Consider the following 12942-nt stretch of genomic DNA (forward strand, 5'->3'; position numbering starts at 1 on the left):
CTCCAATTTGCTGGTTAAACGAAGCCGTTCAGAAGGGTATAATAAAATATAGTGCTGTATAAAGTGCGTATATATGGTTTTACAGCTGGCGGGTTCGAATCTTGTAACCATTACACGCTGATCTGGAAGGACGGCTATGGGCAATTGGAGGAATGCTTGTGGGGATGATGTTCTCTTTTCTAAAAAAATATCGGGTTCCAGCCATCGCAGCGCTCGTGATGATGTTGCTGGAATTGACGGTAGAGTTATCGCAGCCGTATTTGATCTCCAAAATCATAGATGAGGGCATTCGGCAACAGGATTTGTCTGTCGTCTGGTTATGGGGCAGTGTACTGGTGGGCAGTGCTGTTATCGCTTTTATGGCGGGGATATCCAGCTCTTTTTTTGCTTCACATGCAAGTCAGGGCTTCGGCTATGATTTGCGGGAAAAGCTGTACCGTAAAGTGCAATCCTTTTCGTATCCTGTGTTTAAACGTTTTGCCACTTCGTCGCTGATTACGCGCCTGACCGGGGATGTCACGCAAGTACAGGATACGGTGTTTATGAGCCTGCGGTTTATGACACGGGTTCCGCTTGTAGTCATCGGCAGTATTGTGATGGCACTGGTTGTACACTTCAGGCTTGGACTATTATTGGCGGTTATGGCCCCGGTGCTGTTTGTGTTTGTGTTGGTGATGATGCGGCGAACGGTCACTTTATTTAAGGGTGTCCAGCGTCGCCTGGATGACGTTAACGGAGTAATCCAGGAGAATCTGACAGGTATCCGGCTCATCCGGGTTTTTGTACGGATGCGGCATGAAATCGAACGTTTCGCCCATTACGGAGGCGAATTGATGAAAGGGACGGTGTCCGCTCTACGCTGGACGGAAACGACGATGCCGTTCATTTTGTTTACGATGAATGCTGGGATTATTGCAGTACTTTGGTTCGGACGCGGCCAAATTTCCACTGGGGATGCCAGTGTAGGACAGGTGGTCGCAGTCGTCAATTATTCACTGCGGACGATTGGAGCCTTGTCTGCCTTATCAGGTATCGTTGTTGTGTTTTCCCGGGCAACTGCATCTACGGGACGGATCCGAGAGATATTGGAAACATCTAATGAAGATAGGCAAGGGCTGGAGCCTGTTTCAACACATCATACACGGATTGAGGGACAGGTGGAAATGGACCGGGTGAGCTTTCATTATCCGGGCAGTGATCTGGCTGTCCTAAAAGATATATCTTTTAAAGCGCAATCGGGCGAGCGGGTAGCTATTATGGGGGCCACTGGCTCGGGAAAATCCTCACTTGTGCAGTTGATTACGCGTCTCTATGAAGAGGATGAAGGTCATGTGCGCTTTGACGGAAAGGACGCTCGTGAAGTGGATGCGTCCATATTGCGAGAGGCCATTGGCTATGTCCCTCAGGAGGTACTGCTATTCACTGGCTCGATTCGGGATAATATTGCTTGGGGGCTGGAGAATGCCAGCCTGGAGGAAATTAAGGAAGCCGCACGCATGGCGCAAATCCATAATATGATTGAACGCTTGCCGCAAGGCTATGATACGATGCTCGGGCAGCGTGGCGTCAATCTGTCTGGCGGACAGAAACAGCGACTTTCGATTGCCCGCGCGCTGGTACGCCAGCCGGCAGTGCTGATTTTGGACGACAGCACAAGTGCGCTGGATGTAGGGACGGAGGCAGCACTACTGAATGCACTCGATGGCCTGTCCTGTACGACATTTCTCATTACGCAGAAAATCAGCTCGACCGCATCGGCAGATCAGATTTTACTGCTGGATGAGGGTCGTCTGATGGCAAGCGGAAGTCATAAGCATCTCATGGATAGCTCGGATCTGTATCGACGTATCTATGGATCACAATATGGAAAGGAGGAGTCGCATGTTCAAGGAACTCATTGAACCGTTCTGTCAGCCTACACCGCCGTCCGGTGTGCTGCGAAATCCGGCGGGAGCTGAAGGACGCCGCAAGGCCAAAGCGAAAAACTGGTCTGGCACCTTAGGACGGATATGGGCTTATCTGGCTCGTCGTAAGGCCAAACTGATGCTGGTACTGTTCATGGTGCTGCTCAGCTCCGGGCTGGCTCTGCTGGGTCCATATCTCGTTGGTGTAGCGGTGGATGATTTTCTCGAAGGTCCGGGTGGACGCACGTGGATTTATTTTCTCATCGGATTAGGGGCTGTATATCTACTGAACTCGCTGACCTCCTGGCTGCAAAATATCTGGATGATTGAGATTGCCCAAGAGACGGTGTACCGTATGCGTTTCGATCTGTTTTCACATTTGCATCGACTACCGATTCCTTTCTATGGCAAACGTCAGCAGGGAGAGATCATGAGCCGTCTGACCAATGATATCGAAAATGTCAGTTCTACGCTCAACAGCTCCGCCATTCAGATTTTTTCGAGCATATTGACGCTAATCGGTACACTCACGGTGATGCTGTGGTTAAGCCCACTGATGACCCTGCTGACCTTTATCGTGGTGCCGTTAATGGCTGCCGGGATGCGCTGGATTACACGTCGTACCGGGCCCTTATATAAGGAACGACAGAAGAATGTGGGCGAACTGAACGGATACATCGAAGAAACGCTGTCCGGGCAGCAGATTATTAAAGCATTTTCGCAGGAAAAGAGAGTCATCCATGGTTTTGGCGAGCGCAATGACCGTATTCGGCTGTCGGGCTTCTGGGCACAAACGATTTCAGGCTTTATACCGAAGCTGATGAATGGACTGAATAATCTCAGCTTTGCTATTGTAGCGGGGATCGGTGGGATTTTGGCCCTTCGCGGCTCCATTACTATAGGTACAATTATTGTATTCGTAGAATATGCCCGCCAGTTCACCAGACCGCTGAACGATTTGGCTAACCAGTGGAACACCCTGCTGTCCGCCATTGCCGGAGCTGAGCGTGTATTTGAAATATTGGATGAAGATGAAGAGTCCAAGGATGAACGCGGTGCAGTGGAAGTAGGGCATGTAGAGGGGGCGGTGCGGTTTACGGATGTTTCCTTCGGTTATGATGAGGGAAGCGCTACGCTGGAAGGTATCTCTTTTGAAGCCAAACCCGGTGAAATGATCGCGCTGGTCGGTCCGACCGGGGCAGGAAAAACGACACTGATCCAGCTCCTTTCTAGATTCTATAGCCCCGACAAGGGCACGATTACGCTGGACGGACGCGATATTACCACCATACAGCGTGAAAGCTTGCGCTCCCGCATGGCATTTGTGCTACAGGACTCCTTCCTGTTTCAGGGGACGATTCGTGAAAATATCCGCTTCGGCAGACTGGACGCCACCGATGAGGAGGTTGAACAAGCATCGAAACTGGCCAACGCCCATTCCTTTATCATGCGGATGAAGGACGGATACGACAAGGTGCTGGAAGCGAACGGCAGCGGCATCAGTCAAGGGCAAAAACAACTGCTGGCTATTGCCCGTGCTATTTTGGCCAACCCTTCCATTCTTGTACTCGACGAGGCAACCAGCAGCATCGACACCATTACTGAGATGAAGATACAAGAAGGACTGGAGCGGCTTATGCAGGGTCGAACAAGTTTCGTCATCGCACATCGGCTGAATACCATTCGTCTGGCTGACCGGATTCTGGTCTTGAAGGATGGCCGTCTGGAGGAGCAGGGTTCTCATGATGAGCTGCTGGCTCACAAAGGCTTTTACAGTGATTTATATTATGGTCAATTGAGTAAGCAAAGCTCTTAAGCCGGCTCTCGATTCACAGATTTGTAGGCAAGATGTAGAAGCTTTATGATGCTAAAAAGGACTACCCTGGGGGTAGCCCTTTTTAAGTATGCCTTTTGGTGACAAGAGATGTTTGAAATTAACATACCCCCTTGAGGGCAGAGGCTTTTACGCTGGTAAGCGTATTATTACTTCAAAAGGTCACTGTTCTGGTTGTGGGCAATATCGTCTATGAAGAAAGCCGAGCAGTGTTTTCACAAAATTAAATATACCCATACCCCGTATATGTATGTTAGTATGGGTGTGCAAGAATAAAATCCCACTTCAAAGGAGAGTCATCATGAAAATCGCAATCATGCTTTTCGATGGAATCACAGCATTAGATGCCATAGGTCCATATGATGTATTTGCTGCTACACTGAAATGTGAAGTGAAGTTTGTCGCTAAGAAAAAGGGGTTAGTCAAACTGGACTCAAATATGGGTTATTTGCATGCCGATTACAGTTTTTCTGAAGTACCTTCAGCTGATATTCTTGTTGTTCCAGGCTGCAGTCCGCCAAATTATAAAACTCCAATGAATGACGAAGAAACGTTAAACTGGATTCGCCAAATACATGAAACTACGAAATGGACCACGTCGGTTTGTAATGGCTCTCTGATTTTGAGCGCCGCAGGCTTGTTAAATGGAACCGTAGCCACCAGTCATTGGGGCTCCTTAGACCTGCTTCAATCTCTTGGAGCCATTCCAACAGATGAGAGAGTGGTTCGTCAGGGCAAAATCATTACAGCAGCCGGTGTCTCCTCTGGTATTGATATGGCACTCCAGCTAATAGCATGGGAATTGGGAGAAGACATGAGTAAAGGAGTCCAGCTGATTTTGGAATACGATCCTCAGCCTCCGTTTGACACGGGTTCACCCAAGAAAGCACCTGCTATATTGGTAGAACAAATAAGAGGTATGTTACAAGAGTTTGCAAAAAGGGAGCCTCATGTGTAAATCAAGAATAACAAGATCTCTTTTCGGTATTAGCTAGGCTCAATAGGTTTGTATTTTTATTTACAATGCCCCCTATTTCAACTAATATAGTTTACACATAGTAAAGGGTTACATAGTGTAAAGGGTTGGAGGGGGTTACAAACATGAGCAGCTTACCTAAGTCTGCTACATTTCCGCTTTTCATTCTGATGCTGAATTTGTTTATTGCTTTATTGGGTCAAGGCATGGTGATTCCCATTCTGCCTGAATATCTGAAACAATTTAATGCGGCAGGAGCTGCTGCGGGGTATCTTATTGCCGCATTTGGAGCAGCACAGTTTATTTTTTCGCCCCTAGGTGGGCAGCTTTCGGATAGATGGGGTCGAAAATCCATGATCATCACCGGTCTGTTTTTAACGGTCATTTCTGATCTCATGTTTGCTGTATCTACGACATTGCCCCTTTTATATATTGCCCGATTTATTGGGGGGATGGGTATTGGATTAATGGTTCCTTCCAATATGGCCTATGTTGCTGATATTACCACTCCTGAAACTCGCGCTAAAGGGATGGGGTACTTGGGTGCTTCCATGAATTTGGGGATGGTGCTTGGTCCGGGGTTAGGCGGTATGATCGCTGAGTTTGGCATAAGGGTGCCCTATTTTTTTGCTGGTGGACTTGGACTTGTTGCTACGCTGCTTAGCTTGTATATGCCAGAGACACTACCCAAGGAAAAACGAAAACTCGCTAGCCATTGGATCCGCCGGGAACCCATTCGCAACCAAATCCTAAATTCATTTCGGACATCCTATTTTCGTTATCTTCTCCTCATTCTGATCATGACATTAGGTTTGATGAATTACGAAACAGTGTATGCTCTTTTTGTGGAACGAAAATATGGTTTTGATGCCACTAAAATCTCAATGATCATTACGGTTGGTGCAATTATAGGCATCGTTGTGCAGATATGGCTACTTGATTATCTCATCAAGAGACTTGGTGAGATGAAGCTTATACGTCTTTCTTTGATCATGACAGCCATCGCTTTACTGTTAATGATCATTAAGATTAATCTAGGTTATTTGCTGGCGGTATCTGCTCTGTTTTTTGCTTTTAATGCCTTCCTAAGGCCAACGGTAAGTACAATGATCGCGAACTCAGCTGGTGATCGCCAAGGATATGCCGCTGGATTGAATACGACGTATACCAGCCTAGGCAATATATTGGGGCCCATTTTAGCGGGCTTGTTGTTTGATAAACACATTCATATTCCTTATATTTTTGGTGCACTTATCCTTGTATCTGCCCTTTTCTTAACCTTACAAAAATCGAAAAATGAGAAACGGATGGTTGTGAATGACTGAGAACTGGCATCAGAACTTGAAAAACAAAAATCGGGAAGAACTCATTGCGGCTGCGAAGGAACTTTTTATGAAGCAAAGCTTTCTCAAAGTTAATATTAAGGATGTATGCAACGTGGCTGGTGTAAGCCGGGTCACATTCTATAAGCACTTTCAGTCCATGAACGAACTGATCTTTGAGGTCCAGATGGAAATCCTTGAGAGCATGACCGAATTTGTTAGAAGAGCACCTTCAGCCGAAATGAGCGGTAAGGAGATGCTTACTTCGATGCTTGATGCATGGATTAATTACGCTTGGCAACATCCGGAATACATCAAGTTTATTCTTTTATTCGATCTGCATTACGAAGCTTATGATTCAAATCAAGAACTCAAAGAACAGTACAACAATTTTGTTAGCCGGGAAAAGGAACAACATTTCCTGATGGATGCTCTGGAAGCTGGATTCCAAGATGGATCATTAAAGTCCGACACGGAGCCCTTGAAGACCGCTCATTTTATCTTCACGTCTATGATGGGTATACTCCAGAAAATGAGTCTGACGTCCAAGGACGAACGGAATAACGAACTTGAGGATATAGAAATTGCTAACCGATTTGTGGGGATGTTGATTCAGTATTTAAGTCCAGAAAGTGATGAATCCCCTACCTTTTAGGTAGAAGTCGCCTGCTACATTCCAAAGGATTATAGATCGTCCAATGGTATGAAATAGAAGTACACGGCTCAGTCTGTTAAACTGTGAAAATAGAGCGATTTCAGATACGTTGTCGTGTTAGCCTTATCTATTTAGTGGAGGTGCGGGGATGAACGGAAGTCTGTTTGAGCCACGGCTACGTGACGGGGATTATATTCCCCGTTTTTTTGCTTACTATTACAAGCAATGGCATGACTATACCATGTCTTACCACGATCATCATTCCACTGAAATTATGTACATGATTTCCGGCTTTTGCAGGGTAGATGTACAAACGGGAGAGAACACGGAAGAAAGCATCACGCTGCGTAAAGGCGAGTTTATTATGCTGGACGCAGGTGTACCGCATCGACTGGTGGTGGAAGGAGAACAACCGTGCCGGATGCTAAATGTAGAGTTTGGTTTTACGGAAGGGGTGAGAGTAGGGCCGTCTATCCGACAAATCGCAACGGAGGAGCAGGAGGTCACGACTCTCATGTCACGTCCGTTCCCGTATCTGGTACTATCAGACCCGGAAGAGGTATATTATGCGCTGAAAAGTCTCGTGCTGGAGCTGGACCAACGAAAAGAACAGCCGGGTGCAATGGCAGAGATGCTTTTTATGCAATTGCTAGTACGAATTGCACGTCTACGGGAAGAGGCAGAGCGCAGCAACACGCAGCAAACGGATATGTACATCAAACGATGCATTGAATTCCTCCATCTGAACTATGATCGAGAGATTGTGGTCAAGGACATGGCGGCGGCCGTGAATCTGCACCCAGGTTATTTGCACCGTATTTTCAAAAAACATACGGGGCTAACGCTCACCGCGTATTTAACGAAGCTGCGAATGGACAAGGCCCGTATGCTTCTTCAGCAAACGGACATTCCCATTCAAGAAATTGCCGATTATGTAGGCGTAGCCAGCAGGCAGTATTTTCATATGTTGTTCAAAAAGCACACAGGCCAAACCCCTGTAGAATACCGCTCTGCTGTAGAGCGCAATGTGAGGAACTATGCGGAGGAGGAAGGGGACTGAATATATAGGAAGTTTTATGATTTATTCATATTCGCGTGGAGCTTACCTGATAAAAAGGTAGGCTTTTTTTGATTTTGAAAATAGGCAATTGGATTCAGGTTCAAAAGAATCATTTTTTGGGAGTTGAAATTCATATGATGAAATTAAATTTAAGAGGCTGATATGTAAATTAACTTTATATCGATGTAAATGAAGACGCATTTTCGCAAATGTGGAAATTTAACCTTGTATAAAAGGAATTTGAATGATAGTAAAATTTCCATTTTTGTGCATGAAAATAGGTCTTGTATCTTATTTCACTTATAATAGTTATAATTTTACAATCATAAGAATGCTTCGCATGATACTTTTAATGTAAGGCAGTATATCTCAAGAAGAGCAAAAGTGGATGTCATTATCTAACATGACGGAAGGTCCTTTTTTATTTGATGGACGAGGCGGAAGACGTGGCCCAAGTGCAGAAGAATTTAAACAGTTTTTCTCACAATCGAGCAAGAAACAAATAAACGAGGAAATAATTCCCGATAGTGTCCCATTGAAACAGCAATCGAAAAATATACTCCAGCAAGAAGTTAAACTTGGGACTAAGGAGACGGGCAAGCCTAAATGGTGGCATTCTGGATATGTAGATAACTTGACTAATTCTCAAATTCTTCTTGGAGTTAAACAATCATCAAAAGGATTATCAACTCTTGGTAGTTCTACTCGTGCAGAGGCGATGAGTGCCGGTAAAGCATGGGTAGGTAAGGGGGGGAAAGATATTCTTAATAAAACGACAGGTGAAATTGTTGGTTTTTCAAGTGTAGATGGAATGAGGGCTTTTAGAATTCAATTTAAGAAGGGAGAAAATATGGTAAGAGCAAATTTTCAGGAAAATATCATGATTAGGACAGAACGTAACTATAACGACTATAATAAGACTTGGGCACCGAAACAGATTAAAAATGTTCATATTGATATTTTGGATTAGGAGGGCACATTAAATGCTTGCTATAAAAGCTCTAACAAAAATATTTGAGGATTGGGGTGAAGATATAGACGATTTTTATATTACTTATCATGTAGATATCGGCCCTAAAGAGATAAGTGGAGCATCAGACTTATTTTCATTTGAACTAGTTAGTCCCAAAAGGTTAGACAGGATGGTAGGTCAAGGTAGTATCATCATAGGACGTGGTCATATTATAACAAGTGACTTTAATGAAAAAAAACTTGAAGAAACATTAAGTCATATTATTAATAAGTGTTCAGATGATGATATTAATAAGGCAAACCATAATCTTTCTAAATACTTTCGTTGGGAGATGGATGAGTAGTTAAGAGTCTGAAAAATAGTTTGTGTAAACGGAGTTTACAATCCCATTAACAAGATCGTACAATATACAACCAACAAACCAAACGCTTTAAAACTTGACAAGCACACTTGATAAACTTTCAAAGGCTTATTCCAATTTGAATTATGAGTTAGGAGTGAGCCCTTTTAGTATAGAGAAATCAATGAAGGAGTTGAATGAAATGGCAAAACGTGAACAGGTAGTAGCAGAAAAGATGAACGAACAACAACAGAGTTAGATTCTGTACCGAAGCCGTCGCTGATGTCAATTCAGGCTTACAGGCCACCCATGCGCCCAAAAGCGCGCTAGCAGATCTGGAGCGGGCTCACCTAACGGGGGATGCTCAGGTGGTGGTCAGCGAAGAGGGCAGGTGCTTCCCCTGTCACACTTGCATCGTCAAAGGCAAACCTGCTGGGCGGGATGCTGAATCTAGCGCAGCAGGCGCTGAGTATCATCGGCACAGTCCCCGTGTTGGAAACGCCTGTCCGAATGGTGAACAGCAAGCTTACCTCCATTCGCTGTGACGTCGCCAAGAAAGGGCCAACCTGTGCCTTGAAGTGCGCGGCTGCAGGCTTATCCATGCTGGCAGGAGTGCCATCAAGAGGCTGTGCTGGGCAGAAGGAATCTGGCGCGGGAAGCCACAGCCTTTAACCGCCGGGGAGCTGCTTATAAAAAGAACGGTGTTAGTCAACGATACGCCGCCGCTATCCATTAATCAAAAACAGCCCATTCATAATTTCAAGCGATTTAAGGAGAAGCGGGAGGGTAAATTATAAATGAGCAATAAAAAGCCTCTGAACCATTGCCGATTTAGATCGGTATGAATTCAGAGGTTGTATGATTTCAAGCATTATAAAACGTATCGGGCTTCTTGAGAGCTAAAGTTGGGTCATTTTCCAAGCCACATATTTTCCATCTGTTCAAGTGATCTCCCCTTGGTTTCGGGAACCTTGCGCCATAAAAAGACTACGACGAACAACGAGATGGCTCCGAATAACCAGAAGGTATTAGACGGGCCAGCTGAGCTCAGCAGAGGAGGGAATGCCTGCGATACCAGATAATCGCCGGCCCATAGTGCCATCGAAGCGATGGCTACAGCTTTGCCGCGAATGCGGTTCGGAAAGATCTCAGAGATCATGACCCATACGATTGGCCCAAGCGATATAGCGTAGGAGGCCACGTAGATCAATATCATGATGAGTACGAGCGGTCCGGTGGTCAAACCCATTTTGAATGCGGCTCCAATAATGACCAAACAGCAGGTCATCAACGAGGTGCCGATTATCAGCAGGATTTTTCGTCCCGCTTTGTCGATCAGCCATACAGATACGATGGTAAACAACACATTGATCAACCCGATCCAGATGGTCTGGGTCAAAGAAGCGTCCGTACCGAGTCCCATTCCTTTAAAGATAACCGGCGCGTAGTACAAAATGGCATTGATGCCGGTAATATGCTGCATAATGGCGAGCATGACACCGATAAAGAGAGCGACCCGAATACCGGGAGCGAACAATTGTTTCAATGAGTTGTTCTCATTTTTGAATGATTCCTTGATATCAAGCACTTCCTGCTTAGCGGCTTCTTCACCGTGAATTTTCAGCAATATCGGCAATGCTTCATAAGGCCGATTCTGTTTAATAAGCCATCTCGGGCTTTCGGGTATGAAGAGCATCAAGAGCATAAAGATCAGTCCTGGAACGGCTCCCACTCCGAACATCCAGCGCCAGGCTGTTGAGACACCCCAGGCTTCATCCCCCAGGCTGACGATCCACGAATTCTGAAAATAAACCAGAAAAATGCCCGTTACGATCGCCAGCTGATTTAAAGCAACCAAACGGCCGCGGTATTTGGCAGGAGCGATCTCCGCGTTGTACACCGGACAAACGGTGGAAGTGATGCCTATGCCAATGCCGCCGATCATGCGAAAGATAACATACCCGGTGAACGAGTCTTGAAGCGCAGAGCAGATCGAGCCGACGACGAATAAAAATCCGGCGGCCAGTAATACCTTTTTTCTACCGATCCTTTCACTCATGTAGCCAGAGAGAGCCGCTCCCGTGATACTCCCTACAATCAGACTCGACACCGCCCAACCAACCTGAAATTCGCTCAGCGAAAAACGCTGCTGTAGGAATTCAACTGCTCCCGAAACAACCGCGATATCAAAACCGAACAGTATCCCTCCAAGCGCAGCTACGATGGATACTAGCGTCACAAAAAGCATATTGGGTTTTTCCGATTGAAGCGCTTTCTGTTGAGCGCTTTCATTATGAATGATTACTCCCATATAATCATCTCCCCTCCAGATTCCTAAAACCTCATTCCGTTCTTCGAGGAGAAGTATAACATGCGCTTATAAAAGAAAGGCCGGTTATCGTCTTCAATAAACGGACCTTTTCACGCACGATTTTGGCTTCGGTTCCCGAATTGGAGACGGAGGGGCTAAATCTAGCATTACCTTGTCATTCGAGCTTAAAAAAATCCATGCCGATGGTCGGCATGGATGAATTTCTACTATTTTTGGCCTTTGAACTCAGTGGGAGGAACGCCCGTTATCTTCTTAAAGACACGGCTAAAATAGTTTGGGTCCTTATAACCCACTTCAAAGCTGATTTCCTTCAGAGCAAGGTTACCCTCCTTGATCAGAGAAATAGCTTTATCAATCCGTAGCCGGGTTACGAAGTCGATGAACGTCTCTCCGTATTCCTGTTTGAAAATTTTACTGAAGTAGTGGGGATTCAAATGGACAAAATCAGCCACTTCTTCCAGCGAAAGCTCATCGTTGAATCGTTCCTCGATATACATTTTCGCTCTGCCCAGCATAGTCAGTGTTTGAACCTCCCGCTGTTCGCGTATCCGTTGCAGTGCTGACATGACGTACGTCTGCTGAAGCATTCCATTCTCCGCTTTGACGGCAAGCACAGAAGCGTTTCCAGCCTCTGACGACTTCAGTTCGTCAAAGTGGCAGTAACCTCCATCCCGCTTGCGTAGGGTGGAGGCAAAAACGGCTTCGAAATAGGACTTGCGAAGTCCTTCCTCGCCGCTATGCAGCGATCCGATTCCAATGGCCGTCTTAATGCCAAGTTGCTGCTGGGCAAGCTCGGAGAGCTGCTGAACGAGGTGTTTAACCAACTGGCGCCAGTCGTTTTCGCTGGTGGCAGGCGGCTTGCATAAAAAAGTGGCTACATGATGGTCGATCAGGGAGCTTACAATGGCATTCGGGCCATGTGTTTTTACATAGCTTCGGAAATGATCGTAAATTTTCTTTTTATCCTGCTCGTCCGGATATCCGTCAAAGGCGGCAATGATGGCGCTTCCCTGATCAAGAGGAAAGTCCAGCCATTCTGATAGCTGGGAAGCGCTCGAATCCACTGTCTGGTCGACCATAAGCATTAAAGCCAGCTCATTTTCTGCGAGCGGCATCAGCTGTGAGATTTTGTGCCTAAGCTCCAATTCTTCCGTACGTGCTCGCTTCTCGCACTCAATTTCTTCAATCAGTCGTTTCAGTGTGCCGATGATCAGTTCTCGCTTCGCCGGCTTCAAAATATATTCTTTTACGCCCAAAGAGAGCGCCTTCTGGGCATAGGCAAAATAATCGTAGGCAGTGACGAGCACGAATCGGGTATCGGGAAGCCGCTCCTTTAATTCACGAAGCGCTGCAAGCCCGTCGATTCCGGGCATATTGATATCCAGAATCGCAATATGGGGGCGGTGCTCTTCCGCACATTCAATCGCCATGCGACCGTTGCCGGCATGAATAAACCGGAATATCCCCGGCATCGCCCGTTCCACTGTCAATTCCAGTCCTTCTCTCTCTAAAGCCTCGTCATCCGCGATTAACAACCGATACATCA

11 protein-coding genes are annotated in these 12942 nt (G+C 46.0%); 9 read left to right on the forward strand and 2 right to left on the reverse strand.

Going from position 1 to position 12942, the window contains the following annotated elements:
* Positions 1–164: 164 nt before the first annotated feature.
* The 9 genes from MKY16_RS05480 to MKY16_RS05520 all read left to right on the forward strand — a co-directional run bounded on the left by MKY16_RS05480 (position 165) and on the right by MKY16_RS05520 (position 9736).
* Entirely contained in the window at positions 165–1901 is a 1737-nt protein-coding gene (locus MKY16_RS05480) for an ABC transporter ATP-binding protein (protein WP_340957553.1), read from the forward strand.
* Positions 1882–3720, forward strand: a complete 1839-nt coding sequence (locus MKY16_RS05485) for an ABC transporter ATP-binding protein (RefSeq protein WP_340954485.1) — start codon at positions 1882–1884, stop codon at positions 3718–3720. The genes MKY16_RS05480 and MKY16_RS05485 overlap by 20 nt, the downstream gene beginning before the upstream one ends.
* A gap of 319 nt (positions 3721–4039) precedes the next feature.
* The gene (locus MKY16_RS05490; RefSeq protein WP_039269397.1) at positions 4040–4696 is read left to right on the forward strand and encodes a DJ-1/PfpI family protein; all 657 of its coding nucleotides are present in this window, start codon (positions 4040–4042) and stop codon (positions 4694–4696) included.
* 143 nt (positions 4697–4839) lie between these two features.
* The gene (locus MKY16_RS05495) at positions 4840–6039 is read left to right on the forward strand and encodes an MFS transporter (protein ID WP_340954487.1); all 1200 of its coding nucleotides are present in this window, start codon (positions 4840–4842) and stop codon (positions 6037–6039) included.
* Entirely contained in the window at positions 6032–6691 is a 660-nt protein-coding gene (locus MKY16_RS05500) for a TetR/AcrR family transcriptional regulator (protein ID WP_340954489.1), read from the forward strand. The genes MKY16_RS05495 and MKY16_RS05500 overlap by 8 nt, the downstream gene beginning before the upstream one ends.
* A 148-nt stretch (positions 6692–6839) precedes the next feature.
* Positions 6840–7751, forward strand: a complete 912-nt coding sequence (locus MKY16_RS05505) for an AraC family transcriptional regulator (RefSeq protein WP_340954491.1) — start codon at positions 6840–6842, stop codon at positions 7749–7751.
* 388 nt (positions 7752–8139) lie between these two features.
* Complete coding sequence (locus MKY16_RS05510; protein WP_340954494.1) at positions 8140–8721, forward strand: hypothetical protein; 582 nt, start codon at positions 8140–8142, stop codon at positions 8719–8721.
* A 13-nt stretch (positions 8722–8734) separates the two neighbouring features.
* A complete protein-coding gene (locus MKY16_RS05515) occupies positions 8735–9067 on the forward strand; it encodes an Imm8 family immunity protein (protein WP_340954497.1) in 333 nt (110 codons plus the stop codon).
* A 357-nt stretch (positions 9068–9424) separates the two neighbouring features.
* On the forward strand, positions 9425–9736 hold the full coding sequence (locus MKY16_RS05520; protein ID WP_340954499.1) for a hypothetical protein: 312 nt from the start codon (positions 9425–9427) through the stop codon (positions 9734–9736).
* 238 nt (positions 9737–9974) lie between these two features.
* Here MKY16_RS05520 and MKY16_RS05525 read toward each other — a convergent pair whose 3' ends face one another.
* Together MKY16_RS05525 and MKY16_RS05530 are read right to left on the reverse strand one after the other, a co-directional pair.
* A complete protein-coding gene (locus MKY16_RS05525; RefSeq protein ID WP_322251222.1) occupies positions 9975–11375 on the reverse strand; it encodes a sugar porter family MFS transporter in 1401 nt (466 codons plus the stop codon).
* 227 nt (positions 11376–11602) lie between these two features.
* Entirely contained in the window at positions 11603–12940 is a 1338-nt protein-coding gene (locus MKY16_RS05530) for an AraC family transcriptional regulator (RefSeq protein ID WP_340954504.1), read from the reverse strand.
* Positions 12941–12942 lie beyond the last annotated feature (2 nt).

Origin of the sequence: Paenibacillus sp. FSL L8-0641, assembly GCF_038006265.1 — a bacterium.
Taxonomy (GTDB): domain Bacteria; phylum Bacillota; class Bacilli; order Paenibacillales; family Paenibacillaceae; genus Paenibacillus; species Paenibacillus polymyxa_D.

What these genes read in the sequence shown, in the direction of transcription:
- MKY16_RS05480 (WP_340957553.1), top strand. Translation starts at nt 165, where the DNA reads ATGATGTTCTCTTTTCTAAAAAAATATCGGGTTCCAGCCATCGCAGCG.
- MKY16_RS05485 (WP_340954485.1), top strand. Translation starts at nt 1,882, where the DNA reads ATGTTCAAGGAACTCATTGAACCGTTCTGTCAGCCTACACCGCCGTCC.
- MKY16_RS05490 (WP_039269397.1), top strand. Translation starts at nt 4,040, where the DNA reads ATGAAAATCGCAATCATGCTTTTCGATGGAATCACAGCATTAGATGCC.
- MKY16_RS05495 (WP_340954487.1), top strand. Translation starts at nt 4,840, where the DNA reads ATGAGCAGCTTACCTAAGTCTGCTACATTTCCGCTTTTCATTCTGATG.
- MKY16_RS05500 (WP_340954489.1), top strand. Translation starts at nt 6,032, where the DNA reads ATGACTGAGAACTGGCATCAGAACTTGAAAAACAAAAATCGGGAAGAA.
- MKY16_RS05505 (WP_340954491.1), top strand. Translation starts at nt 6,840, where the DNA reads ATGAACGGAAGTCTGTTTGAGCCACGGCTACGTGACGGGGATTATATT.
- MKY16_RS05510 (WP_340954494.1), top strand. Translation starts at nt 8,140, where the DNA reads ATGTCATTATCTAACATGACGGAAGGTCCTTTTTTATTTGATGGACGA.
- MKY16_RS05515 (WP_340954497.1), top strand. Translation starts at nt 8,735, where the DNA reads ATGCTTGCTATAAAAGCTCTAACAAAAATATTTGAGGATTGGGGTGAA.
- MKY16_RS05520 (WP_340954499.1), top strand. Translation starts at nt 9,425, where the DNA reads ATGCTCAGGTGGTGGTCAGCGAAGAGGGCAGGTGCTTCCCCTGTCACA.
- MKY16_RS05525 (WP_322251222.1), bottom strand. Translation starts at nt 11,375, where the DNA reads ATGGGAGTAATCATTCATAATGAAAGCGCTCAACAGAAAGCGCTTCAA.
- MKY16_RS05530 (WP_340954504.1), bottom strand. Translation starts at nt 12,940, where the DNA reads ATGTATCGGTTGTTAATCGCGGATGACGAGGCTTTAGAGAGAGAAGGA.